This window comes from Methylobacterium sp. 1A, from assembly GCF_058072805.1.
This window is the reverse complement of the sequence record NZ_JBYQVE010000003.1, coordinates 229,534-253,770: the sequence shown is the minus strand read 5'-3', so window position 1 is coordinate 253,770 and position 24,237 is coordinate 229,534. Positions and strand designations below refer to the sequence as shown.

The 24,237-nt window shown below is 68.1% G+C and carries 19 protein-coding genes and 4 pseudogenes; 8 read left to right on the top strand and 15 right to left on the bottom strand.

All coding sequences use genetic code 11. The features are described from left to right. Positions 1–153: 153 nt before the first annotated feature. Complete coding sequence (locus tag ACX9MN_RS32760; RefSeq protein WP_489726472.1) at positions 154–1,851, top strand: methyl-accepting chemotaxis protein; 1,698 nt, start codon at positions 154–156, stop codon at positions 1,849–1,851. A 130-nt stretch (positions 1,852–1,981) separates the two neighbouring features. After that, positions 1,982–2,284 (top strand): hypothetical protein, encoded by a 303-nt coding sequence (locus ACX9MN_RS32755; protein ID WP_234083300.1) that lies wholly within the window; start codon positions 1,982–1,984, stop codon positions 2,282–2,284. A 126-nt stretch (positions 2,285–2,410) separates the two neighbouring features. Here ACX9MN_RS32755 and ACX9MN_RS32750 read toward each other — a convergent pair whose 3' ends face one another. Further along, complete coding sequence (locus ACX9MN_RS32750; protein WP_042674370.1) at positions 2,411–2,650, bottom strand: hypothetical protein; 240 nt, start codon at positions 2,648–2,650, stop codon at positions 2,411–2,413. A 104-nt stretch (positions 2,651–2,754) separates the two neighbouring features. Further along, positions 2,755–4,677, bottom strand: a complete 1,923-nt coding sequence (locus tag ACX9MN_RS32745; RefSeq protein WP_489726471.1) for a hypothetical protein — start codon at positions 4,675–4,677, stop codon at positions 2,755–2,757. An 884-nt stretch (positions 4,678–5,561) separates the two neighbouring features. On the opposite strand from ACX9MN_RS32745, the gene ACX9MN_RS32740 reads away from it, so the two are divergent. Beyond that, the gene (locus ACX9MN_RS32740) at positions 5,562–5,975 is read left to right on the top strand and encodes a hypothetical protein (RefSeq protein WP_091978554.1); all 414 of its coding nucleotides are present in this window, start codon (positions 5,562–5,564) and stop codon (positions 5,973–5,975) included. A 375-nt stretch (positions 5,976–6,350) separates the two neighbouring features. Here ACX9MN_RS32740 and ACX9MN_RS32735 read toward each other — a convergent pair. Then, a pseudogene (locus ACX9MN_RS32735) lies at positions 6,351–6,815 on the bottom strand (IS5 family transposase); the annotation flags it as partial. A 63-nt stretch (positions 6,816–6,878) separates the two neighbouring features. Here ACX9MN_RS32735 and ACX9MN_RS32730 point away from each other — a divergent pair. After that, complete coding sequence (locus ACX9MN_RS32730; protein WP_489726470.1) at positions 6,879–7,856, top strand: IS110 family RNA-guided transposase; 978 nt, start codon at positions 6,879–6,881, stop codon at positions 7,854–7,856. Between the two features lie 258 nt (positions 7,857–8,114). Here the strand turns inward: ACX9MN_RS32730 and ACX9MN_RS32725 are convergent. Then, a pseudogene (locus tag ACX9MN_RS32725) lies at positions 8,115–8,474 on the bottom strand (transposase); the annotation flags it as partial. A 193-nt stretch (positions 8,475–8,667) separates the two neighbouring features. On the opposite strand from ACX9MN_RS32725, the gene ACX9MN_RS32720 reads away from it, so the two are divergent. Together ACX9MN_RS32720 and ACX9MN_RS32715 are read left to right on the top strand one after the other, a co-directional pair. Continuing rightward, entirely contained in the window at positions 8,668–9,375 is a 708-nt protein-coding gene (locus tag ACX9MN_RS32720; RefSeq protein ID WP_489726469.1) for an RNA-guided endonuclease InsQ/TnpB family protein, read from the top strand. An 89-nt stretch (positions 9,376–9,464) separates the two neighbouring features. Next, the gene (locus ACX9MN_RS32715; RefSeq protein ID WP_489726651.1) at positions 9,465–9,665 is read left to right on the top strand and encodes a helix-turn-helix domain-containing protein; all 201 of its coding nucleotides are present in this window, start codon (positions 9,465–9,467) and stop codon (positions 9,663–9,665) included. A gap of 57 nt (positions 9,666–9,722) precedes the next feature. On the opposite strand, the pseudogene ACX9MN_RS32710 reads toward ACX9MN_RS32715, so the two are convergent. Beyond that, positions 9,723–11,073 (bottom strand): annotated as a pseudogene (locus ACX9MN_RS32710) (IS3 family transposase). 395 nt (positions 11,074–11,468) lie between these two features. Here ACX9MN_RS32710 and ACX9MN_RS32705 point away from each other — a divergent pair. Further along, positions 11,469–12,820, top strand: a protein-coding gene (locus ACX9MN_RS32705) for an IS3 family transposase (RefSeq protein ID WP_489726468.1) whose coding sequence is annotated in 2 segments (ribosomal slippage) — positions 11,469–11,804 and positions 11,807–12,820 — 1,350 coding nt in all. Because the reading frame shifts where the segments join, the coding sequence is not laid out codon by codon here. Between the two features lie 71 nt (positions 12,821–12,891). Next, positions 12,892–13,239, top strand: a pseudogene (locus tag ACX9MN_RS32700) (efflux RND transporter permease subunit); the annotation flags it as partial. A 259-nt stretch (positions 13,240–13,498) separates the two neighbouring features. Here the strand turns inward: ACX9MN_RS32700 and hpxZ are convergent. The 10 genes from hpxZ to ACX9MN_RS32650 all read right to left on the bottom strand — a co-directional run bounded on the left by hpxZ (position 13,499) and on the right by ACX9MN_RS32650 (position 24,063). Then, positions 13,499–13,903 carry an oxalurate catabolism protein HpxZ gene (hpxZ, locus tag ACX9MN_RS32695; protein WP_489726467.1) on the bottom strand — a complete coding sequence of 135 codons (405 nt, stop codon included), beginning with the start codon at positions 13,901–13,903 and terminating at the stop codon, positions 13,499–13,501. Next, positions 13,904–15,085 (bottom strand): amidase, encoded by a 1,182-nt coding sequence (locus ACX9MN_RS32690; protein WP_489726466.1) that lies wholly within the window; start codon positions 15,083–15,085, stop codon positions 13,904–13,906. After that, positions 15,082–16,698, bottom strand: a complete 1,617-nt coding sequence (locus tag ACX9MN_RS32685; protein WP_489726465.1) for an ABC transporter ATP-binding protein — start codon at positions 16,696–16,698, stop codon at positions 15,082–15,084. Before ACX9MN_RS32685 ends, ACX9MN_RS32690 begins: the two co-directional genes overlap by 4 nt. After that, positions 16,695–17,522 carry an ABC transporter permease gene (locus ACX9MN_RS32680; RefSeq protein ID WP_091683468.1) on the bottom strand — a complete coding sequence of 276 codons (828 nt, stop codon included), beginning with the start codon at positions 17,520–17,522 and terminating at the stop codon, positions 16,695–16,697. Before ACX9MN_RS32680 ends, ACX9MN_RS32685 begins: the two co-directional genes overlap by 4 nt. A 2-nt stretch (positions 17,523–17,524) precedes the next feature. Then, entirely contained in the window at positions 17,525–18,496 is a 972-nt protein-coding gene (locus tag ACX9MN_RS32675) for an ABC transporter permease (protein WP_091683466.1), read from the bottom strand. Positions 18,497–18,500: 4 nt separating this feature from the next. After that, positions 18,501–20,120, bottom strand: a complete 1,620-nt coding sequence (locus tag ACX9MN_RS32670; RefSeq protein WP_165923228.1) for an ABC transporter substrate-binding protein — start codon at positions 20,118–20,120, stop codon at positions 18,501–18,503. A gap of 266 nt (positions 20,121–20,386) precedes the next feature. Further along, positions 20,387–21,307 (bottom strand): acetamidase/formamidase family protein, encoded by a 921-nt coding sequence (locus ACX9MN_RS32665; RefSeq protein ID WP_091683462.1) that lies wholly within the window; start codon positions 21,305–21,307, stop codon positions 20,387–20,389. Between the two features lie 41 nt (positions 21,308–21,348). Continuing rightward, a complete protein-coding gene (locus ACX9MN_RS32660) occupies positions 21,349–22,185 on the bottom strand; it encodes an ABC transporter permease (RefSeq protein ID WP_091683460.1) in 837 nt (278 codons plus the stop codon). 1 nt (position 22,186) lies between these two features. Next, positions 22,187–23,047: an ABC transporter ATP-binding protein gene (locus tag ACX9MN_RS32655; protein WP_091683458.1), complete on the bottom strand. Its 861-nt coding sequence runs from the start codon at positions 23,045–23,047 to the stop codon at positions 22,187–22,189. 11 nt (positions 23,048–23,058) lie between these two features. Then, positions 23,059–24,063 (bottom strand): ABC transporter substrate-binding protein, encoded by a 1,005-nt coding sequence (locus ACX9MN_RS32650; protein WP_091683456.1) that lies wholly within the window; start codon positions 24,061–24,063, stop codon positions 23,059–23,061. Between the last annotated feature and the right edge of the window lie 174 nt (positions 24,064–24,237).

The window sequence follows — 24,237 nt, the reverse complement described above, 5'->3', positions numbered from 1 at the left end:
AGCGCGCAACCTCAAATCACTATTGGATATCCCGGGAAAGAAGACCGCGATCATTAACCTGCATTTAGTTTCGCACCCGCATCTTGGCTCAACGCCTTCCGCATTGAGCAAGCTGCGGAGCTCTCTGCGATCCTGAACACTGGAGGGGATGTCATGGGTCGGTTTCGCAATTTGCGATTGGGCACCAAGATCGCGATACCGGCCGCCCTACTGCTCGCGACCGCCGTCGGCATCGTCTTCTTCGCGCGGTCGGCGATCGACGAGCTCGAGAAGAACACCCAGCAGATCGTCGACGTGGCCGCCGTTCGCGCCGTCACAGCGCTGCAGATGGCGCTGGCCATGAGCAACGCGACGATCTCCGAGAAGAACATCATCATACAGACCGATCCGGCCACGATGGCTGCCGAGCGTCAGCACTTCCAGCGCGAGCGGACGCTCGCCTACGAGGCGATCGACCGCCTCATCGCCCTCGCGGACACCCCGGCTCGGCATTCGGCGAACGAAGCCATCAAGGTCGATATGGGCGCGTATTTCGCGGCGGCCGACCGCGCCATCGCCCTGGGCATGAAGAACGATGCCGAAGGGGCCCGGACGATCTCGGTCGACGAGGGCCGCCCCGCGCGGGCCAAAGTGCTGGAAGGCGTCCAGATGCGGACCGAGACGAACGCCAGGGAGCTCAGAGCCTCCAGGGACCACGCCGTCGCCGTCGCCGAGCAGATCAAGCTGACGCTCACGGTCATCGCCGCGTCGGGCCTTCTCGTCGCATTCGGGATTCTCGGCGGGATCGTGCTGTTCGGGATCAACCGGCCGCTGGCCAGCCTCGTCGGCGTGCTGCAGCGGATGGCCAGGGGCGAGGTCGACGCAGAGATCAAGGAGGCCGCCCGCGGCGACGAGATCGGTGCCGTCGGCAAGGCGGTCGAGGGCATCAAGGCCATGGTGGCCCAGAAGGCCGCCGAGCAGGCCGAAATCCGGCGCATTGCCGACGCGGCGGCGGCCGTCGAACGCAAGCGGACGATGGTCGAGCTCGCCGACGGTTTCGAGCGCGCGGTCGGCGGGATCATCGGCATGGTCTCGTCCTCGGCCACCGAGCTCCAGGCCACGGCGCAGACGATGACGGCGACGGCCACCGAGACGGCTGGCCGGTCGACCACCGTGGCGGCCGCGGCCGAGGAGGCCGCCAGCAACGTCAACACGGTCGCCGCCGCCGCCGAGGAACTCGGCTCCTCGGTTCAGGAGATCGGCCGGCAGGTCGACGGCTCGGCCGACATGGCGCGGGTGGCGGTCAACGAGGCCGACCAGACCGGCGCGCTGGTGCAGGAACTGAGCGCGTCGGTCGCGCGCATCGGCGACGTCGTCGGCATGATCTCGACCATCGCGGGACAGACCAACCTGCTCGCCCTGAATGCCACCATCGAGGCGGCCCGCGCGGGTGCCGCCGGCCGCGGCTTCGCGGTCGTGGCAACGGAGGTGAAGGCTCTGGCCGAGCAGACCGCCAAGGCCACCGAGGAGATCACCGGGCAGATCGCCCGGGTTCAGGCCTCCACCGGTCAGGCCGTATCGGCCATCGGGTCGATCACCGTGCGGATCCAGGAGATCAGCCACGTGGCCACCTCGATCGCCGCGGCCGTGGAGCAGCAGGGCGCGGCGACGCAGGAGATCGTCCGGAACGTCAGCCAGGCCGCGATGGGCACCGGCGAAGTGACCAGCAACATCGCCGGCGTGGCCGGCGCGGCCGAGGAGACGGGCGCCGCGGCGAGCCAGGTTCTGGGAGCGGCTTCCGAGCTGTCGCGCCAATCCGAGCATCTCGCTGCCGAGGTGGGGCGCTTCATGGCCACCGTCCGAGCCGCCTGATTCGGGGGCGACCCGCGACCCCCCGTCCGGCTCATCGCCGGACGGGGCCGTTTCAGGACCGAGATCCGCGAAGGCGGCTCTCGTCCGCCCTGAACCTTCTTCCCGCATCCGGCGTTGAAGACTTCAATCCATGATTGAGGTCCCGATGAAACACCGTACTCTCTTGCGTACTCTCTCGGCCGCTGCGCCGCTCGCGGCCGTCCTCGCCGGGACGGCCTACGCGCAGGCGCCGGCCACCGCGCCGGGCGCGCCGCCGACCTCCTCGGGCGTCGTCACGCCTCAATCGGGCGCGACCGGCGCGCCGGGCGCGGTGACGGGGTCGCCGACCGGGCAAGCCGCCGACACGCGTTCCAACAGCTCCTCAGCCGCGGGCAACGCCAACCAGCCGGAGCGCCCGTCGCCGCAGGGCGGCAGCGGTGGCAGCAGCCGATAGCCGTCGACGATCCGCCGGCACGGCCCCGGTCACGGCCCCGTTGCCGGCGGCCTCTCCCTGAACCGCTCGCGCCGCGCGGCGGCTGCGACACCGGCCATCGCGCTCGGGTCGCGCCGTCGCCGCGCGTCAGGCCTCGTCCTCGGCCGAGCCGGGCCAGGCCGGACCGTGACGCTCCTCGAGTTCGGCTCGGCCGGCTTCAGTGATGCGGTACTCGACGGTCTTCGTGTCCGGATCCGTCCGACCCGTCGCGAGAACCAGTCCCAGGACCTCCATGCGCCGCATGTAGCCGCTGACCTGATAGAAGCGGGCGCCGGTCTGCGCGAGGGTGCGGAGCCGGTAGAGGCTGCCGGGCGGGAGCTTGTACATCGCCCGCCACCGTATCGATTGTCGGCCCGGACGTCAGTGGGGACAGGTCGGTTCGGCCGGCAGCCCCGCGGGTGCTGGACCGCCGCGCGATGCGCGCGGGTCGTTCACGCGAGGCGGGACGACGCGGCGGATCGGGCCGCGAGCGCCGTCAGGACCGTCCGCCCGTAAGCGGTGGTCGCGAGGCTCGCGCGGAGCTCGCGGTAGAGGTCGTCCCTCCCGAGGCGACAGTCGAGATCGGGGCGCGCCGCGAACCCGTCGAGTTCCTCGAGGATGAGCGCGGCGAAGTCGGCGGGCTCCAGCAGGCCCTCGGCGGCATCGAGGACGCCGTACTCCTCCAGGAATCCGCCACTCAGGGTGATCAGGCCATCCCTGTACCGGATCAGCGCGAAATAGACGCCGAACCGGATCATGGCCCGGTCGCGCCAGCCCGCCTCGGCGATGTAGGTCCTCATCATCACGTCGGTGGAGTAGACCTCGTGCTCCCCGTCGCGCTGGGCGAGGTAGTCGCGGAAGACGTCGTGGGCCGTCGGATCGAGGTGGAGCAGCGCCTGCATGGCCGGTGCCAGCGCACCCTGATCGTCCTCGGGCCCCCAGAGCTGGCGATACAGCTTCCTGGCCTCCACCACCCCCGGCTGGACCGCGAGATAAGTCGTGAGGAGTGCGCGCAGCGCCGGGACCACGGCAACGCGCTCGCGGGCGATGCGCGCGAAGAAGGCCGATTCCGTCATCGCCCGCCCGCCGACCTCGAAGGTCAACGCGAGCACGTCGCCCCGCAGGAGGCCCCCCAGATCCGCTCGGATCCGGCCGGTGAGCGCGTCCAGGGCTTCGGCGATGGCGGCGGCCGAGAACGCCGCGACGGTGACCACCGGCTGCGAGCGCGCCAGGAAGCGCCGGACCGCCGACGCGCTCGGGCCTGCCGACGGCCGGGGCCGATAGCCGTCCTCCTCCGGGGTGATCGTCCGGGCGGGCGCCGCGTCGGCGCACCGAGCGCGCGGGATGTAGACGGAGTCGCTGAAGAAGCGGATCTCGACCCGCTCCGCATCCGCCACGTCGGCGAAGGCGGAGACGGCCTTCGCGCCGTCGTAGCGCGCGAAGGAGAAGACGGGCGAGCGCGTGCCGTCCAGGCCGATGCGCTGGAAGTCCGTGGTCCGATCCCAGAAATACCCCGACTTGATCCAGAACGCCCGCTCGTCGGGCTCCCAGGCCACCTCCGTGATCGCGCGCGGAGGCTCGGAGCCGGGCCGCGCGACGAGCGTCGCCGCGCGGGCGACGGGCCCGGTCGTCCAGAGTTCGACGGCCTGTCTGAGGCGGGGAGGGCCGGCGTCCCCCGTATCGGCCGCTGCCTCCGGTGGGGCCCCGCGCGCGGGATCGGAGTGCGGCGTGACGGCGTAGCGGCCGCTGGGGCTGAACCAGTAGGGCTTCACCGCGTCCGGCAGCGGGTCGTAGCGCAGCGTCGCGCCGGCCCGTTCGAGCCGACACAGCCCGTAGGCCGACCCGCCCGGCCCGCACCGGAAGCCGATGAAGGCCAGTCGCCCTCCGGGATCCTCGAACAGGTCGCCGTGAATGGTCAGGATGGTCGGCCCGTCCGGGCGCGGCGGATAAGCCTCCTCGGGCGACAGGGACCCGACAGGGCCATCGGCATGCCAGACGAGTCCGCGCCCGTGCTGCAGGATCTCGAGATCCGACGCCCGCAGGACGACGATGTTGTCGAAGTACTGCTCGTCGTTCTTCGGACCATGGCTCCGATAGACCGCGATCCGGTCGGCATCGCGGGTGACGAACAGCTTGTGATTGAAGGGTCCCTCGCCCGGCAGGCGGCGCCGCACGCGATCCCGGCCCGCCCGCCAGTCGATCAGGCAGAGTTCCCCGTCATCGGACAGGCAGACCAGCCCCGCGGCGCCGACCAGGGCGGCGGCCCGGATCGAGTCCTGCGGAAAAGGCAGGATCATGCGCCACCGCCCGCCGTCTTCGACGGCCGCGACCGTGTTGTATCGCTGCTCAGTGCCGGTGATCGCCAAACGGGGCATGCACGATCCTCGTCAGCGCCGGAACGTTCGGTCGACGGACACGCCGCCCTCCGGAGACGCCCGATGGCCGCGGAGAGGGGAGGGCGCTGTGACCCGTATCTCCCCGTGCCTCGCACGGATCGAGGGGCGGGCGGTCGAGCCGGTCCTGCACCGTTGTCGAGATCCCGCCGACGCGTCCCGGACGCTTCCCAAAGACTTCATCCATCTCGCGCAGCGCGCCGGCAGCATCCGTGCCGTCGGCTCCGGGTCCGGCCGGTGTTGCGCCGGAAGAGCACGGGGCTTGTCCATGTCTAGCGCCCTCGTATGGTACCCCGCGCTGCAGCGAACGTCACGGCGCGGCGATGAGCTAGTCCTCTGGACAGGGCCACCGGCTCCGACGATGCCATCGGACAGGTTTGGGCACCGTGGCTCTGTTCTGCTGGCTGCGGTTCGCATGACAGAGGGAGCGCCACCGTGAGGCAACGCCGGCGCGCAGCCGTACGGCCGCAGGGCGCGTGTGACAGGAATGAGGACGGGTTCGGCGCATTCCCGGACGCGATCGTGACGGCTCTGGCGCTCCGCGCGACCGACGGCGGCCCCCGGATCGCCCGAGGCACACGCCTTCGACCATGCGGACAAGGGCTGGCGCTCGACCCGGCGTCGACGAAGACGGTCACATGTCGGGCGACGACAGGCCGCTCGACAGCGCCGGGGGCTTCCACGGCCTTCCGGCCTGGCACGCAGCATCATCGAGCACGCGCCACCGGCCGGATACACGCACGGAACAGAATCCACCCATCATGCAGCAACTCCATGGACGAAGCGTGAGGACATCGAAGGCCATGCGCCGTGAGATCACTTTTCTTACCGTGGCAATTCTAGGGTCTTGTCTTGGAGTCCCTGCGATGGCGCAGGAGATGCGCTGGCAGAAGCGGGAAGGGGACGGTCGCGTCCATCTTGCCTACGAGATTCCGGACAGCGGCGCGCAGAGCCTCGCGCTCACCTGCGACACGCGGGGCGGACAGCTGAGTGTCGACTACTACGACGACAGAGACCGCGCTCGGGACGGCACCCGGGCCGAGGTCGAGTTCGCCTCGGAGGGCGGCACGCTCTCGCTGCCGATGCGGGCGAAACAGCTGGAACTCGACGACCAGATCGTGCTCCAGACCACGACAACGTTGACGCAAGACTGGGTGCGGATCCTGTCCGGCAAGACCCTTCGCGTGACGCTCTCTGGCGACACGCAGCGGATCCCTCTGGCCGGCGCCCGGACCGGTCTCGCTGCCCTGGTCGCGGGCTGCAGCCGTCCTTCGCGATGATTCGCGATGACCCCGGGGGTCAGATCGTAGTATAAGTGCCGATCATGCGGAATTCGTCACCGCATTCCATAATGTTTGTTATGCGAATTACATTATCGCAAATCAATTGACTCGTCTCACCTGACCGGTATTTTGGGCCAAGCTGACTGAGCGACTGTCTTGCCGGTTAAGCGGTTTGCCATGGCGCTCCGTCCCTGACGATCGCGTCGAGGAGGGACTGTCAGGAATTTCGTGTGGGGGCGGCCATAGTGGACCGGAAGGAGATTCCCGATGGCACGACGTAAAGCACCCTGCATCCCTGACGCGATCCTGGACCAGTTCCTGGCCGCAGCCGATCCGAAGACAGCCTTCGAGGCCGATGCCTGCTAAGGCGTGTCATCGCTTGAGCCAGTCGAGGGCTGCGGCGAGGGACAGGACGCCCATGAAGCTGGCGGCGGTTTTCTCGTAGCGGGTTGCGATGGCACGCCATTCCTTGAGCCTCGCCCAGAGGCGCACGACCTGATTGCGGTTGTTGTAGATCCAGTCCGGGCAGGCGACGGGGGTCTCGTGGCGCTGCGGCGGGATCGCGGGGCGCGCACCCATGTTCCAGATGTGCTCGCGGAAGGCGTGACTGGTGTAGCCGCGGTCTCCGACGACCCACTTGGGCACGGCTGGCAGTTGGTCGAGCAGCGAAACCGCATGGGGCAGTTCGTGCGCCTGCCCCGGTGCCAGCCGAAAGGCGATGGCGCGGCCCTGCCCGTCAGCGATCACGCAAGCCTTGGTGCCATAGCCGCCACGCGAGCGGCCAACAGCTTCACGAGTGTCTCGCTCGGCCTCAGATCCCCCCTTTATGGATGGCCCGCCCCTCACCGGGCTACGCTGCTAGGCTTGCAGGGTAGCCGAGATGAGGAAGGGAGCAGGACGATGACGATCGCGGTTCTTGGGATCGATCTGGGCAAGAACAGCTGCAGCCTCGTCGGGCTGGACGCGGCGGGGCGGGTCGTGCTGCGCCGACGCATGCAGCGCGAGGGGGTGATCGCCTTCGGCGCGAAGCTGCCGGGGTGCGTCGTTGCGATGGAGGCCTGCTGTGGCGCCCATCACATGGGCCGCGCCCTGGCCAAGCAAGGCCACACCATCCGATTGATGTCGCCGGAGTACGTGCGCCCCTACGTCAAGGCGCAGAAGAACGACGACCGCGACGCCGAGGCCATCGCCGAAGCGGCCACACGCCCGACGATGCGCTTCGTGGCACTCAAGTCCGAGTCGCAGCTCGACGTGCAGACCCTGCACCGGGTGCGCGACCAGCTCGTGGGCGAGCGCACGGCGCTGACCAACCAGATCCGCTCCGTCCTGCTGGAGCGTGGCCACGTCGTGGCGCAGGGGCGCGCCAAGCTCACCGCTTGCCTGGCCGCGTTGCTGGACACGGACGCGGGCGCATCGCTCACACCGCGCATGCGAACCCTCATGGCCGAGGTGCGCGAACGCTGGCAGGATCTCGACCGGCGCATCGCCGCGCTCGACGCCGAGTTCGCCGAGCAGGCCCGCATCAACGAGGACGCTCGTCGGCTGACCACGATCCCGGGCATCGGCGCACTCAACGCGACCGCGCTGGTGGCGGCCATCGGCGACGTGGCCAGCTTCGCCCGCGGGCGCGATCTGGCGGCTTGGCTCGGCCTTGTACCGCGGCAGGTGACGACCGGCGGGAAGCCTCGGCTCGTCGGCATCACCAAGCGCGGCAGCAAGTACCTGCGCAAGACGCTGGTCCAGGGTGCCCGCGCCGCGCTGCCCTCGCTGCGCCAGAGCGATACCCATCTCGGGCAGTGGCTGCGCGGGCTGCTGGCGCGGTCGCACGTCAATACGGCGGTGGTCGCCCTGGCGGCCAAGATGGCGCGCATCGTCTGAGCGCTGCTGCGCCACGGGCGCGTCTACGAGCCGGCGGCCGTGACTGCCTGATCCGAGTTCGGCCGACGCGGACGCGCCGGCCTTCCGATGTCTGCGGGCGGTGAGAGGAAGATGGCCTGACAGTCGACCGGTGTTCTGCAAGCCTCTCCGCAAAAATGGCGCTCGACGCCGACCCCTTTATGAGGCCCAGGACGCGCGGATCTCCATCTTGGCTAACGGCTCGCCGGAAGGCCGGATACGTTTATGCAGACTGCACAGACCAGCGGATCCAAGCCACTTGCGGACGGGGCGGGCCATACGTTTGGCGGCACCAGCCGCCTTCTGGTGCGCGCGTATGTTCGTGCCGTCGAGGAACACCATCCCGAGTTGAACCCCACGCTCCTGCACGAGGCCGAGGAGCCGTTCCCAGACGCCAGCACGGGACCAGCGGATGAAGATCTGTGCGGCCCGCCACCACGGGCCCAGATCCTCTGGAATGGCCCGCCATTTCGTCCCGTTCTGATGTCGCCAGAGAATGGCCGAGAGCGTGCGTTGCAGGTCCTGCGGTGGCGTCTTGGCCTTCGGACGGCACGCCTCGACCAGCGGTTCCAGCTCAGACCATTGCGCGTCGCTCAGCATCAACCCTCCTGCCTCGAAGAGAGGAAAACGCAAGCCACGCCAGTCCGTTCAAGCGATGACAGGCTCTAGACGAGTTGAGGAAGGCCCTGGCCGAGCGGGCGCTCAACGCCGAGATGGACCACCATCTGGCGGGCGAGGACGCCTGACCCTGCACTAACTTTGACCTTGGACCACCTCGTGGGGGCCGATCAAGGTGCCGCGCTTGCAGGGCTGCGGGCGCGATGACATTGGCGTCGACCTCGGGCTCAAGTCCGTCGCCAAGTGCTCGGACGGCCAGGAACTCGAACAGGCCCGGTTCTACCGCGACCTCGAACCGAAGCTGGCCGAGGCGCAGCGCAGGAAGCGCAAGCGGCAGGTTCGGACCATCCACGCCAAGATAGCCAGCCGGCGAAAGGATAGACTCCACAAATTCTCCCGGGCGCTGGTGGATCGCGCCCGCAAGATCACGCTCGGCGACGTATCGGCCTCGGCGATGGCGAGGACCCGGATGGCGAAGAGCGTGCTCGATGCCGGATGGGCGACGTTGCGCGGCTTCCTCCGGTACAAACGCGATCACGCAGGGGCAGCCTACGCCGAGGTCGATGAAGCCTATACGACCCGGACCTGCTCATCCCGAGGAAGCCTCAGCGGCCCCACCGGACTGGCCGGTCTCAGCGTCAGGCGGTGGACGTGCGGCGAGTGCGGGGCGGAACACGACCGCGACCGGAACGCCGCGCTCAACATAGCCCGTCTCGGATGTGCGACGCCGTGCCCGTCCGGGCATTGTAGCCCCGCCTTTCAAGGCGGGGAGACATCACGAAGCCGGCGCTTTCCTTCGTCGGCCAACCGCTCATCAACGCTGTCGTTTCAGTCCGCTCAGAAAACGCTTCAGAAGCACCGATCGGCGAATAATGCTACTTAAAAGCTGTCGCCATAAAAGCTGCATCATGGCCCTTTTGCGGCGTGAAACGCACCGACAGGAGCCCGCTACGCGACGTTCTGGCCAAGAACATGCGTCGCCTAAGGGCTGACAGATCTTTGAGCCAGGAAGCGCTCGCCGATGCCTCCGGGATCCATCGGACGTACATCGGTGGCGTTGAGCGAGCGGAACGCAACGTATCAATCAACAACATCGCACCTATTGCAGGCGGCCTCCGCATAGACGCTTGGCGGCTTCTGAAGGATGACAATCAATTGTCCGTCGTCAGATGATGTGAGACGACTTGAGGCGCTCAGGAACGGAGGCTCTGGTCCTTCTGGGTTGAGAGGTTAGGCAGCCTGCGCGTGGTGGCGCAAGCGGCGATCGATGAGGGTCTGGCGCTTGATCCGCGCCCGCTCCTACAGGACGGCCTCGCCGCGGCCGAAGTAGACGTCGGCGGGAGTAAGGTTGCCCAGGCTCTCGTGAGCCCGAGCTTGGTTGTAATGTTCGACGAAGGCGGCAACCCGCGCCTCCAGTTCGCCGGGCAGGTCGGCGTGTTCGAACAGGATGCGGTTCTTGAGCGTCTGGTGCCAGCGCTCGATCTTGCCCTGCGTTTGAGGATGGCGGGGCGCGCCGCGGATATGGGTCATGCCCCGGCTGCCGAGCCAGTCGGCCAGATCACCCGCGACGTAGCTCGGCCCGTTGTCGGAGAGCCGCCGCGGCCGATGCGCCACCTGCACATGATCGAGCCCGGCCGTCGCCAGCGCGAGGTCGAGCGTGGCGGTGACGTCGCCGACCTGCATCGTCGCGCACAGCTTCCACGCCACGATGAAGCGCGAGAAGTCATCCAGCACGGTCGAGAGGTAGTACCAACCCCAGCCGATCACCTTCAGATAGGTGGAGTCCGTCTGCCAGAAGTGGTTGGGTGCGGTGGTCTTGTCCCGGAACTCGTTGGCGGCTTTGATCACGATGTAGGCCGGGCTGGTGATCAGATCCTGGGCCTTGAGCAGGCGGTAGACGGTCGCCTCCGAGACGAAGTAGCGCCGCTCGTCGGTGAAGCGCACCGCCAACTCGCGTGGGCTGAGCTCTGGCTCCTCCAGTGCGAGAGCGACGATCTGATCGCGAACCTCGGCGGGCAACCGGTTCCAGACCCGGCTGGGTCGGGACGGGCGATCCGCCAATGCCTCGAGGCCGCCACGCTGGACAGCGTCGTACCACCGGTAGAACGTCGCCCGGGTGACGCCGAGCTTGTCCAGGGTGGCGCGCACCGGCAGATGGGATTGCTCGACCAGCCGGATGATCTCCAGCTTCTTGGAGGCCGGGTACCTCATGCCTCGTCGCCCCCAGCCCCGGTCATACTTTTTTCAGCAGGCGGTTTTCCAGGACGAGATCGGCTAAGACCTCCTTCAGCGCACCCGCCTCGCGACGCAGGTCCTGGACCTCGTCGGCGGTCGCGGCACGGGCCGTGTCGCCGGCCAGCCGCTTCTTGCCGGCCTCCAAGAACTCCTTGGACCAGCCATAGTACATCGAGCTGGCGATGCCTTCGCGCCGGCACAGCTCGGCGATGCTGTCCTCACCGCGCAGCCCTTCCAGCACGATGCGGATCTTCTCCTTGGCCGAGAACTGCCGGCGCGTGGCGCGTCGGATGTCCTTGATCACGGCTTCTGCCGGCTTCCGCGCCGGCCCGGACGTCTGGTTCATCTTCGCTCCTGGGGGCTACGATGAACCAGCCATCCTACGGTCGTGAAGACCCTCAATCTGTCTCAGGAGTGCTGACGGCGGACAATCCCGACACGCGATCAAGGTGTGTTCCGACTTGATGGTCAGCTGAACGGGCATACAGCCTCGCAACCTTCACGAAGTATTTGTTAGGCTCATATGCCTACCGACAGTCATGTAGTTCGGACGCGATGGCTGTTAGGTCAATGGGGGGTTTTGCAAAAAGTTGGACGCCCTCCCCTCCGCGTACTTCGTCGTCCCGAGGTCCGGCAACGGCGCGACCTGCTCAACAATGTCCGCCGTCAGCACTCCTGAGACAGATTGAGGGCCTTCACGAACGGAGGATGGCTGGTTCATCGTAGCCCCCAGGAGCGAAGATGAAACAGACGTCCGGGCCGGCACGAAGGCCGGCAGAAGCCGTGATCAAGGATATCCGTCGAGCCACACGCCGGCAGTTCTCGGCCGAAGAGAAGATCCGCATCGTGCTGGAAGGCCTGCGTGGTGAGGACAGCATCGCCGAGCTGTGCCGGCGCGAGGGCATCGCCAGTTCGATGTACTACGGCTGGTCCAAGGAGTTCTTGGAAGCCGGCAAGAAGCGGCTGGCCGGTGACACGGCTCGGGCCGCGACCACCGACGAGGTCAAGGACCTGCGCCGTGAGGCAGGCGCGCTGAAGGAGGTCGTGGCCGACCTCGTCCTGGAGAACCGCCTGCTCAAAAAAAGCATGAGCGAGGCTGGGGGCGACGAGGCATGAGGTACCCGGCCTCCGAGAAGCTGGAGATCATCCGGCTGGTCGAGCAGTCCCACCTGCCGGTGCGCGCCACCCTGGACAAGCTCGACATCACCCGCTCGACGTTCTACCGCTGGTACGACGCCTACAGCCGCGGCGGCCCAGAAGCTCTGGCCGACCGCCCCTCGCGGCCCAGCCGGGTGTGGAACCGTCTGCCGACCGAGGTCCGCGATCAGATCGTCGCTCTCGCGCTGGAGGAGCCGGAACTCAGCCCGCGCGAGCTGGCGGTGCGCTTCACCGACGAGCGGCGCTACTTCGTCTCCGAGGCGACCGTCTACCGTCTGCTCAAAGCTCATGACCTGATCACCAGCCCGGCCTACATCGTCGTCAAGGCCGCCGACGAGTTCTGCGACAAGACCACCGCGCCAAACCAGCTTTGGCAGACGGACTTCACCTACCTGAAGGTGGTGGGCTGGGGCTGGTACTACCTGTCGACGGTGCTCGATGACTTCTCGCGCTACATCGTGGCGTGGAAGCTGTGCACGACGATGCAGGCCAGTGACGTCATCGCCACGCTCGACTTGGCGCTGACCGCCGCTGGCCTCGATCAGGTGCAGGTCGTGCATCGCCCGAGGCTGCTGACCGACAACGGGTCGAGCTACGTCGCGACCGATCTGGCCGACTGGCTCGGCAGCCGCGGGATGACACACATCCGCGGCGTGCCTCGTCATCCTCAGACCCAGGGCAAGATCGAGCGCTGGCACCAGACGCTCAAGAACCGCATCCTGCTCGAACACGCCTACCAGCCCGGCGAACTGGAGGCGCGTGTGACCGCCTTCGTCGAGCACTACAACCATCTCCGGGCTCACGAGAGCATCGACAACCTCATCCCTGCCGACGTCTACTTCGGCCGCGGCGAGGACATCTTGCGCGAGCGCGCACGGATCAAGCGTCAGACCCTCGCCGATCGCCGCTTGCGCCATCACGCACAGGCTGCCTAACCTCTCCCAGATGGACCAGAGCCTCCGTTCCTGAGCGCCCCAAACCGTCTCAAATCATTTGACGACAGACAAACGGCATCATGCTGATCGACGTCGCGCTGGAAGGGCAGCGCGCGCGCGGGCTGACGGCCGAGCAGGCCGCCCACGAGGCCTGCCTGCTGCGGTTCCGGCCGATCCTGATGACGACCTTGTGCGCGCTGTTCGGCGGCCTCCCGCTGATGCTCGGCACCGGCACAGGCTCGGAACTCCGGCAGCCGCTGGGCTACGCCATCGTCGGCGGGCTGCTCGTGTCGCAGGTGCTGACGCTGTTCACGACGCCGGTGGTCTACATCTACATGGACAAGCTCTCACAAGTCTTCTCGGGACAATCCGCGGGCCACGCGTCCCGGAGGCCACCGGCCGCGCAAGAGCCGGCCTGAGATGGCGGATCGCTCCGACGGACGCGATGCGCGCAGGTCGCCCGCGCGGCCAGGCGGCAGGCCCAGTGCGACCGTGTCGGGTCCTGCGCGACAGATGTCCGCTCCTCAGACCGGCCCATTTACGGCTGAACGACCGGGATGGGCGCGAAGCCGAACGGCCGGTTTTGCACGCATTATCGACTCGGCATGACGTCGTCTGGCCGTGAGCGGAATGGCTACTTCGGAGAAAAACTGACAGGAAAGCAGCCCGCCGATGCGCCTAAATGCAATCCGCAGGCGGCATGATTGACACGTGAGCTGACACCACCTTCCAACCGCTGTCGGGTAGGCGCATCCAAGTCTGACTTTGACGCCCGATGCCGGCCTTGCCGCGCGGCTTGAATTCCAGATTGACCGTTGCGAAGTCGTTCCCAAGCGTGAGAATCTCTAGCCGGATTCGCGTCTCCTTGGCCCCGCCCGGCGGCGGATCGGCTGCAACGCGTGCGGCGTGGACTTCGGCAAAGCCGTAGCAGTTCTCATGGAGGGCGTAGCGGATCGTATGAGGACTGTCCCAGAAGGTCGCGTCGAGCACGGCGACGTCCTTCTCGACGAGCGCCCGCTCGTAGCGCTCGAACAGGGCGGTAATCTCGGCCACGACCTCGGGGCGGTTCACAGTCACATCCATTCAGGCCTCCAGGGCGACCGCGATGCGGATCAGGTCGAGGTCGGCTCCTCGCGCACCGAGGATCGACAGGCCGATCGGAGCGCCGTCGACTTGTGCGCCCGGCAGATTGACCTGCGGGACGCCGGTGAGGCCGCCGTGGCTCGTCAGGCAGGCGATGCGCTCGCGCAGGGGATGCAGCGCGCCGAGCGGCAGCCCGCGCAGGGGTGCCGGGAACGGGGTGGTCGGGAGGCACAGGATGGTGCCGGGCAGCAGAAGCTGGGCGAGACGTGCCCGAGCCTCGATCCGCATCAGGCCCGCGGCGCTGCGCTCGGCGTCCATCATTATCGAGCCCTGGATCAGCGATCGGGCGACCGAGAAGGCCATTCGTGGATTGCAGGCATCGAGCCAGGGTTCGAAGGTCTGCCACGCCTCGCTGCTCTGGAGGACGCGCTGCGCCCGCTGCCAGACGGACAAGCCCTGCGGCGCCATGGTCACGTCGCGCCGGTTGCCGATCAGGGCGGCCAAGCGGTCGATCTGCGGAGCCAGCGCCTCCTGCACGGCGGCATCGGCGAAGCCGAGCGCGTCTGCGGCCACGAGCAGCGTGTGGGGCGGGCGGTCCGGCATGGCTTGGCCAAACAGGACCTCGCCGACCCGCGCGAAGGTCGCCGCATCCCGGGCGAACCAGCCGCAGGTATCCGAGCTCGGCGCCTGGACGCAGATCCCGGAAAAGTCGATGCGGCCGTGCGTCGGCCGGATGCCGTAGAGGCCGCAGAAGCTCGCCGGCACGCGCACGGACCCGCCGGTATCCGTGCCAAGGGCGAAGTCGCAGGTGCCCGCGGCCACCGCGGAGGCCGAGCCGCTGGACGAGCCGCCGGGCACCCGATCGGGCGCTGCGGGATTGAGCGGCGTGCCGTCGTGGGCGTTCTCGCCGAGAATTCCCAGTGAGACTTCGTCGGTGACCGTCTTGCCGACGACCGAGGCGCCCGCATCGAGCAGCGTCTGCACCACGCCGGCATGGCGGGCCGGCGTCGGGTAGATGCGCGGCCAGTCCGGGTTTCCGCCCCCCGTGGGAGTGTCCGCGACGTCGATCAGGTCCTTGACGGCGAAGGTGAGGCCGGCGAGCGGCCCCGTCGCGGATCCGGCGACGCGCACGCGCGGCCCGGGCAGGAACGGGTCCGTCGAGAGGGGCTGTGCGGCTGTCATGCGGGGATCGGTTCCTGCCATTGGGCGCCGGGCACGGCGGCGAATAGCGCCTTCGTGTAGGGATGCTTCGGCGCGAAGAAGATCTCGGAGGTCGGCGCGACCTCAACCACCTGCCCGGACCGCATCACGGCGATGCGGTCGCAGACCTGCAGCGCGACCCGGAGATCGTGGGTCACGAACAGCATGCTGAGGTGCAGCCGCGCCTTGATGTCGGCGAGCAGCGCCAGGACCTGCGCCTGCACGGAGACGTCCAGGGCCGAGACCGGCTCGTCGGCCACCAGGATCTCGGGCTTCATGGCGAGAGCCCGGGCGATGCCGATCCGCTGGCGCTGGCCGCCGCTGAATTCGTGCGGGTAGCGCTGCGCCGCCGCGGGATCGAGGCCGACCAGCGCCAGCATCTCGCAGGCCTGGACCCGCGCGATCCCGGGTTCGGTGCCGTGGATGATCGGCCCCTCGGCGACGATGTCGACCACGCGCTGGCGCGGATCGAGGGAGCCGTAGGGATCCTGGAACACCATCTGCACGCGCCGGCGGTGCGGGCGCATCTGACGGCGCGTCAGTTCGGCGACGCTGTGTCCGGCCAGCAGGATCTCGCCGCCATCGACGGGCATCAACCGAGTGATCGCCCGTGCGAGCGTGCTCTTGCCCGAGCCACTCTCGCCGACGAGGCCCAGGGTCTCGCCCCGCCTCAGCAAAACGTCCACGCCGTCGAGGGCTCGGGTGATGCGGCCGCCGAACAGGCCGCGGGCACCGTAGGTCTTCTCGACCTGTCTCGCCTCCACCACCAGGGGGGCGGTGCTGGCGGCACGCCGCGGCGGCGGCACGAGCTTCGGCACGGCGGCGATGAGGGCGCGCGTGTAGGGGTGCTTCGGCGCCCCAAGGACCGAAGCTGCGGGCCCCTGCTCGACCAGGACGCCCTTCTGCAAGACCGCGACCGTGTCGGCGATATCGGCCACGACGCCGAAATCGTGCGTGATGAACAGGACGCTCGTGCCGTGCTCGCGCTGCAGCTCGCGGATCAGGTGGAGGATTTGCGCCTGCGTGGTGACGTCGAGCGCCGTGCTCGGCTCGTCGGCGATGAGCAGCCGCGGATTCAGCGCCAGCGCCATGGCGATCATCGCCCGCTGGCGCTGGCCGCCCGAGAGCTGGTGCGGGTAGGAGCGCAGCAGCCGGCCCGGATCCGGGAGGTGGACGCTCGCGAGGAGCGCGAGGATGCGCGCCCGGCGGTCGGCGCGCCCGAGCGGGGTGTGGATGCGCAGGACCTCGTCGATCTGCCGCCCGATCGTGTGGAGCGGGTTCAAGGCCGTCATCGGCTCCTGGAAGATCATCGCGATCCGCGCACCCCGGACCTTGCGCATCTGACGCGGGGTGATCGCCGCGAGATCCGCGCCCTCGAACTGGATGCGTCCGCCCGCGACGCGCACGCGCGGTCCCGGGAGCAGCCCGAGGATCGCGCGCGCCACCATCGACTTGCCCGATCCGCTCTCGCCGATCAGGCATGTGACCGCGCCGGGCCGCAGGACGAGATCCAGATCGGCGACGGCATTGGGCCGATCCGCGCCGGGCGGCAGCGTGATCGTGAGCTTCTCGATCTCGAGGACGGCGTCGCTCATCGCTCTCGGAGCCTCGGGTTCAGGACCTCGTTCAGGCCGTCCCCGACGAGGTTGATCGCGAGGACGGTCAGCAGGATCGCCAGCCCGGGGAAGGTGCAGATCCACCATGCCGACCGGAGGACCGCGCGGCCCGAGCTGATGATCAGGCCCCAGCTCATCACGTTGGGATCGCTCAAGCTCAGGAAGGCGAGCCCCGCCTCGATCAGGACCGCGGTGCCGATCAGGAGTGTGCCGACCGCGATGATCGCCGCGGTGCAGTTCGGCAGCATGTGGCGGAAGATGATCCGCGTGTCGCCCGCCCCCAGGCCGTCGCAGGCCAACACGAATTCGCGGCCGCCGAGCGCCACGAACTCGCCCCGCACGAGCCGGGCGATGCCCGGCCAGGAGACGGCCACGATGGCCACGACCTCGCTGAACAGCGACGGCGACAGGATGGCCACGATCAGGATCGCCAGCACGAAGGCGGGGATCGTCTGAAAGAACTCCGTGAGCCGCATCAGCGCGATCTCGACGCCGCCCCGGTAGTAGCCGGCGAGACCGCCGATCAGGGTCCCGAGCAGGATCGCCGCCCCGGTGGCGCTGAGGCCGATGATCAGGGAGGTGCGGGCGCCGTACGCGATCTCGGCGGCCACGTCCCGGCCCAGCGTGTCGGTGCCGAGCAGAAACTGTCCGCCTGGCGGCTGGAGGGCCGGGCCGACGAGCGCGAACGGATCGCCGGGATAGAGGAGCGGCGTGAGCGCCACGAGGACGACCAGCCCGAAGAGTACCGCCGCCCCCGCGAGGGCGAGGCGGTTGCGCGCGAACCGCGCCAGGGCCGTACGCATCGCTAGAGCTCCAGCCGCGGATCGAGGCAGACGTAGACGAGGTCGACGGCGAGGTTGATCACGACCACGAGGCAGGCCGAGACGAAGAAGATGCCGAGGAGCAGGTTGAGGTCGCGCGACTGGAGCGCGTTGAAGGCCAGCGTGCCGACCCCCGGCCAGCCGAACACCGTCTCGACCACGATCGAGCCGCCGATCAGGTTGCCGGCCTGCACGCCCGCCATGGTGACCACCGGCAGCAGCGCGTTCCGCAGGACGTGCCCGGTCATCACCCGCGCCTCGGTCTGGCCCTTGGCGCGGGCGGTCGTGACGTAGTCCATGCCGACCTGTTCCAGCACGGAGGCGCGCATCACCCGGGCGTAGACCGCTAGGTAGAACAGGGCGAGCGCCACCGCCGGCATGACGAGGTGACGGCCGACATCCCAGACCTCGTCCCAGCCATCGTTGTCGGCGCCGACCGTGTCGTAGCCGCTGGTCGGCAGCCAGCCGAGCCGGATGGCGAAGACCACGATCATCATCAGCCCGAGCCAGAAGCCCGGGGTCGCATAGGCCACGAGGCTGACAAGGGAGATGACCGCGTCGCGCCAAGAATTGCGCCCGGTCGCCGCCACGAGGCCCAGCAGCGTGCCGATCAGCAACGCGGCCGCGAAGGCGGTGAGCATCAGCAGCCCGGTGGGCCAGAGCCGGTCAACGATCAGGCTCCCCACCGGGCTGTCGTTGCGGAACGAGTAGCCGAGATCGAGGTGGAGCATGTTCAGCAGGTAGACGCCGAACTGCGTGGCGAGCGGCTGATCGAGGCCGAACTTGTGGCGCAGCTGCTCCATGTATTCGGGACTCGCCGCGCCGCTCTCGCCCGCCAGCACCGAGGCCGCATCGCCGGGGGCGAGGTGGATCAGGAAGAAGTTGAGCACGACGATGCCGAGCACCACCGGGATCGCCAGCAGCAGCCGGTAACCGAGGAAACGGGCGAGCCGCACGGGACTACGTGTCCATCCAGGCCCGCTCGAAGGCTTGCTGGGTTCCGAGGGGGCCGGTCGTGTGATCCTTGAGGCGCCGGTTGAAGACGCTGACGTATTGCACGTCGATGAGCCAGATCATCGGGCTGTCCTCCGCCAGGATCTGCTGGACCTTCTTGTAGAGCGCGGCGCGCTTCTCCGGATCCGGCTCGCGCGCGCCCTCGCCGAGCATGCGGTCGACCTCGGGATTGCTGTAGAAGGTGTCGTTGACGAAGGTCACGCCCTTGCGGATCTGGCTGGTGAGGAACTGCTTGTTCAGCCCGTAGACCGGGTCGACGCCCTGGCTGAGGAACGGCTCGTTCAGGTCGTAATCGTAGTTCGTATAGACGCGCCGCAGCCAGGTCGCGGTGTCCTCCGAGCGGAGCGTCACGGCGATGCCGACGACGGCGAGCGCCTGCTTCAGGTACTCGGCCTGCCGCAGCCACTGCTCGCCGAAGGAATTGACCTCCAGGTGCAGGGCGAAGCGGGTCCCGTCCGCGCCGCGCAGGGCGCCGGCCTCGTCGAGCAGCTTGTTGGCGATGTCCAGCCGGTCCGGCACATCGTACTGGCGGACGTCGTCGGTGTAGAGGCCGGCGGTCTTGAACTTGCGGCTGAGCGGGCCTGTGGCGGGCAGGCCGTAGCCGAACATCACGTCCTTGAGGATGACCTTGCGGTCGATGGCGTAGGCGATCGCCTGGCGCACGTCCTTTTTCTGGAGATGCGGGTGACGGCCGTTCAGCTCCAGAACGCTCTGGGCCGGCGTCATCTCGTAGCCCTTGGTCGTCAGATCGAGGATCGGGTTGGTCTTCATCCGCGCGAGGTCGGCGTAGTTCACCGCACTGTACCCGGCGAAATGCGCCTCCCCCGCCTCCATGGCGGCCGAGCGGGTGGCGGCGTCCGGGATGAATCGGGCGACGATCCGGTTGAGGTACGGCAGGCCCGGCTTCCAGTACTTTTCGTTGCGATCGAGGCGCACGAACTGGCCGCGCTCCCAGCTCGTGAACTTGAACGGACCGGTGCCGATCGGCTTGTTGGCGCTGGGGTTTTGGAGGACGTCCGTGCCCTCGAACACCGAGCGGCACAGGATCGGCAGGTCCCGCCCGGAGAGCGCCTTCATGATGTAGGGCGCCGGATTAGCCAGCCGCAGCACCGCGGTCATCGGGTCCGGCGTGTCGACGGCCACCAGCTCGGCCAGCATGACCGGCGCGATCGGATTGTACTTCTTCAGGATCTCCATGAAGGAATACTGCACGTCGGCGCTGGTGAACGGCTTGCCGTTGTGGAAGGTCACGCCGTCCTGGAGCTTGAACGTGATGGTCTTGCCGTCGGGCGCGACCTCCCACGACTTCGCGAGGTTCGGCTGCGGGTTCTGATCCCAATCGTAGGTGCACAGCCCCTCATAGACCTGCGTGGCGATCGGCGGGATGTTGCCCGCCGACACCGCGTAATGGGCCAGGGTCGAGGGCTCCGGATGGACGATCATCACCATCGTGCCCCCGCGTTTCGGCTCGGCGGCGCGCGCGCTGCTCGCCGCGACCGCGAGGCCGAGAGGAAGCGCGAGAACTGTGCGGCGGGAGAGATCAGTCGCGTCGAACGTTCGGGACAAGCTGGAGGACTCCTGAAGCATCCCCTCGATGAGCAACATGCATGCCATGCAGAGTTCTGACGGGCGGGTCATGACCTCATCAGATCACGGAGATATTTTGATAAATGCGACCGGTCGCCTTCGAGGGGTGGATAAATATTCTGCACATCTTTGCCATGGCCGGACGCGCTGCCGCGCGACCTTCGGGCCGAGCGGCGGGCCCGACGAACCGCGCGGCTCAGCCGGCTCGTCGGGCCCGCCATCGGTCGGCAGAGCGGCGGCTCAGGTCACTGGAAGGCCGCGAGGATCGCCTTCGGCACTTTGCATATGTACGTGTATTTCGGATTGACCATCTGCGTGCAGCGCGCCTCGGCGATCTGTGCGAGCAGCAGGTAGCCCTCCGGCTCGGGGATGTTCCACTCGTCCGCGAGCCAGTAGATCATGTCGGCGAAGGCGATGCGCATCGCGTCCTCGAGCGGGCGGGCGCAGCCGAGCGTGCAGATATGCGTGGGCGTCTCGATCCGTGGGTGGCCGAGCCGCGCCGGAGCGGGCACGAGGCTCACCCGCAGGGTGACGTTCGCGCCGATCTCGATCGCCCCCATCCCGACCGCTTCGCCGTCGCCCTGGAGCGCGTGACAATCGCCGATGAAGAAGTGCGCGCCGGGCTTCTCCACCCGCAGCATCACCGTGTTGCCGGTGGTGACCTCCTGAACGTCGAGATTGCCGCCGTGCGTGCCGTTGTCGACCGTCAGGACCGCACCGTGGACCGGCGCGACGCCGATGACGCCGGCCATCGGCTTCACCGGCAGCCGCAGCCGGTCGTTCCAGACCACATGACCGTCCTGCACATCGACGACCTTGGTGCGGATGCCCCATTCCTTGCGGCGCACCCAATCCGGGAACATGCCATGCCCGGGCCAGAGGGAGCTGTAGCCGCGCGGACCGAGTTCCATGTCGAGAATCTCGACCTTCAGCATGTCGCCCGGTTGCGCGCCCGCGACCTCGATCGGACCCGTCGCCCCATTCACGAACGGGAAGGTGACGTCGGCCTCGGTCAGGTTCTGCCCGAGCTCCTTGATGACCCCGTCGCCGATGTTGATCACGCACTCGACCGAGACGATCTCGCCCGGTGCGATCGTCGCGACGAAGGGCTCGTCGCCCGAGAGGGCGTACTTGATCGTTCCCTGCTTGCTGATGCGCTGTGTCACACGGGGCTCCTGGTGGCGTTGGTTGCGAGGGATGGCGTGGGTCAGAGATGATCCCGCCAGGGCATGAGGATCCGTTCAGCCCGACCGACCAGGAAGGTCAGGACGAGGGCCAGCGCGATCGTGCCGACCAGCGCGGCGAACACCTTCGGGATCGCGTAGAGGGAGCCCGCCTGGAAGATGGCGTGGCCCAGCCCCACGGACGACGACATGAACTCGCCGACGATGGCGCCGATCAGCGCGAAGCCGACGGTCAGCTTCAGGCCGGCGAAGATGTCGGCGAGGCTCGACGGCACGACGAGCTTGGCGAAGATCTGCGGCTTCCGCGCGCCGAGGGTCCGCAGGAGGTTGATCTGGTCCGGATCGACGCCGAGCGCGCCCTTGTAGGAGGTCACGAGGGCGACCACGACGACCGACAGCGTCGACATCGCGACCTTCGAGGCGAGGCCCGTCCCGAACCAGATGATGATGATCGGGGCGAGCGCGATGATCGGGATCGAGCCGATCGCGACGATGAAGGGCTGGACGACCCGCGAGACGAAGGTCGAGTACCAGAGCGACAGGCCAGCGAGCGTCCCCACGACGTTGCCGATCAGGAATCCAAGCCCCGTCTCAAGGGCCGTGACGCCCGCGTCGCGCAGGAGCGTGCCGTCGGCGAGACCCTGCCAGAGGAAGCGGCCGATCGCGGAGGGCGAACCGAACAGGAACGACGCTTGCGGGTTCAGGCGCGTCTGCCATTCCCAGGCCGACAGCAGGGCCGCAAGAAGCGCGATCTGCACGAGCAGGACGAGGACGCCCGCGCGCAGGCGCTCCTTGTCGCGCGGCGGGGCCTCGTGGCTCTCTCCGGCGATGGCTGCCGGTCCGGTCACGGCGTCCGACATGTCACGACCTCGCGGCAGCGCGGCGGATGCCACGCCCGGCACCGCCGAGCGTGGAGCGTGGGATATCGAGATCGGCCCAGATCTGGCGGACGTAATCGCCGAAACCAGCGCTCTCCCGGGCGCCGATCATGTCGTCGGGCGCGCAGTCGAGGTCGATCGTGTAGCTGGCTTTGACGGCGGTCGGCCGCCCGCTCAGCACGAGGACGCGGTCGGCGATCGAGACGGCCTCCTCGATGTCGTGCGTGATCAGGAGGGCGGACTTGGCCCCCTCGCGCACGAGCCGCACCGTGTCGGCCTCGATCAGCAGCTTCGTCTGGAAGTCGAGCGCCGCGAAGGGCTCGTCGAACAGCAGGACGTCCGGATCGTTGATCAGGGTGCGGGCGAGCGCCACGCGCTGGCGCATGCCGCCCGACAGGGTCGCGGGATAGGCCCCGGCGAACCCGTGCAGGCCGAGCTGGTCGAGGAGCGCCCGCGCCCGCTCGTCGGCCTGCCCGCGCGGCATCCCGCGCAGTTCGGTCCCGAGCTTCACGTTGTCGAGGGCCGTGCGCCAGGGCAGCAGCAGATCCTTCTGCAGCATGTAGCCGATCCCGCTCGGCGGCCGTCCGCGCCGGTCGAGGGGCACGCCGTTCCAGAGGATGCGGCCCGAATCCACCGGCGTCAGACCGCAGACGGCGTTGAGCAGCGTGGTCTTCCCGCAGCCCGAAGGCCCGACGATCGCCACGATCTCTCCGCGGGCGAGCGCGAAGGTGAGGTCGCCGACGACCGGCAGGAGGCGACCGCCCGTCCGATACGCCTTGGCGAGGTGCTCGACGGCAAGCGGAGGCGCGGGGTGGGTCGCGGCGTGCGGGGGGCCTTCGGACATGGGGGCGCCGGTCAACCGGCGCGCTTCGCGGCCTTGTCGGCAAAGGTATTGTCGACGACCTGATCGAAGGTGAGCGTGCCCTTGATGTTGCCGAGGTACTTCTGCATGCCCATCAGGCTTTCCCAGGCGTCCTTCTCGGTCACGACGGTTGAAGCCGGAATCTTGTATTTCAGCTCGGCCTCGATCGCCGCGTCCACGACCTCGCCCGGCAGATCCGGGAATTCCAGCCGCGCGACCTTCTTGGCGTAGTCGGGATCGCCGTAGGTCCTGCGCCCGGCCTCCTCGAAGGCCGTCACCAGAGCCTGCACGGTCTCGGGATCCTTCTGGATCGTGCCGGGCAGCACCATGATCCCGGTGTTGCAGAAGGGTCCGACGTAGTTCGAGAAATCGAACACGATCCTGGCGCCCTGCGCCACCGCCTGCGCCACGCCCGGCTGATAGGCGACCGCGATGTCGGCCGCACCCGCGAGCATGGCGGCGATCTCGGTTCCGGGGCTCACCGGCACGATCGTCGTGTCGGCGCCGAGCTTCATGCCGTTGCTCTCGAGGAGCCGCTTGGTGACGCTGAAGTTGGTGTTGGGCTCCGGCGAGGTGGCGATCCGCTTGCCCTTGAAGCCTTTCGGGTCGGTGAAGGGCTCGACAGTCTTCGAGACCGCGAAGTAGTGGGCCCGCTGAACGACGGTGCCGACGACCATCCCGGGGCCGCCGTTCTCGCGCGAGATCACCACCATCGTGGGATCGCCGATGGCGAAATCCGCCGAGCCGCCCAGCACGGCCGCGAAGGTCTGCGTGTCGCCGCCGGCGGCGCTCACCTGCATGGCGAGGCCGTTCTTCTCGAAGATCCCGGCGTGAATCCCGACATAGAGGTTGATGTAGCCGAGGTTATGCACGGCCTCGCTGAAGCGGACGGTCTTGAGGCCCGCGGCCCGTGCGACCAGCGGCGCACCGACCGCCAGACCAGCCATACCTTGCAGGAGCGAGCGCCGATGGAGCAGGGGCGACCTTGATGAGGGCATGCGAACTCCGCGAGCAGCGAGGAGGCGATCGGTCGAGGGCCGAACACGCGCAATCGCGCACGGACGAGATCGCACGATTTCAACCGCCGGCAACTATTCGAAGCAAGTTGGCTGCCAGACCGCGCGGTTGTTCGCCGATAAAGCGATCTTCGAGCTTAGATCTGCTCGGCATGC

What these genes read in the sequence shown, in the direction of transcription:
- ACX9MN_RS32760 (WP_489726472.1), top strand. Translation starts at nt 154, where the DNA reads ATGGGTCGGTTTCGCAATTTGCGATTGGGCACCAAGATCGCGATACCG.
- ACX9MN_RS32755 (WP_234083300.1), top strand. Translation starts at nt 1,982, where the DNA reads ATGATTGAGGTCCCGATGAAACACCGTACTCTCTTGCGTACTCTCTCG.
- ACX9MN_RS32750 (WP_042674370.1), bottom strand. Translation starts at nt 2,650, where the DNA reads ATGTACAAGCTCCCGCCCGGCAGCCTCTACCGGCTCCGCACCCTCGCG.
- ACX9MN_RS32745 (WP_489726471.1), bottom strand. Translation starts at nt 4,677, where the DNA reads ATGCCCCGTTTGGCGATCACCGGCACTGAGCAGCGATACAACACGGTC.
- ACX9MN_RS32740 (WP_091978554.1), top strand. Translation starts at nt 5,562, where the DNA reads ATGGCGCAGGAGATGCGCTGGCAGAAGCGGGAAGGGGACGGTCGCGTC.
- ACX9MN_RS32730 (WP_489726470.1), top strand. Translation starts at nt 6,879, where the DNA reads ATGACGATCGCGGTTCTTGGGATCGATCTGGGCAAGAACAGCTGCAGC.
- ACX9MN_RS32715 (WP_489726651.1), top strand. Translation starts at nt 9,465, where the DNA reads ATGCGTCGCCTAAGGGCTGACAGATCTTTGAGCCAGGAAGCGCTCGCC.
- hpxZ (WP_489726467.1), bottom strand. Translation starts at nt 13,903, where the DNA reads ATGGATGTGACTGTGAACCGCCCCGAGGTCGTGGCCGAGATTACCGCC.
- ACX9MN_RS32690 (WP_489726466.1), bottom strand. Translation starts at nt 15,085, where the DNA reads ATGACAGCCGCACAGCCCCTCTCGACGGACCCGTTCCTGCCCGGGCCG.
- ACX9MN_RS32685 (WP_489726465.1), bottom strand. Translation starts at nt 16,698, where the DNA reads ATGAGCGACGCCGTCCTCGAGATCGAGAAGCTCACGATCACGCTGCCG.
- ACX9MN_RS32680 (WP_091683468.1), bottom strand. Translation starts at nt 17,522, where the DNA reads ATGCGTACGGCCCTGGCGCGGTTCGCGCGCAACCGCCTCGCCCTCGCG.
- ACX9MN_RS32660 (WP_091683460.1), bottom strand. Translation starts at nt 22,185, where the DNA reads ATGTCGGACGCCGTGACCGGACCGGCAGCCATCGCCGGAGAGAGCCAC.
- ACX9MN_RS32655 (WP_091683458.1), bottom strand. Translation starts at nt 23,047, where the DNA reads ATGTCCGAAGGCCCCCCGCACGCCGCGACCCACCCCGCGCCTCCGCTT.
- ACX9MN_RS32650 (WP_091683456.1), bottom strand. Translation starts at nt 24,063, where the DNA reads ATGCCCTCATCAAGGTCGCCCCTGCTCCATCGGCGCTCGCTCCTGCAA.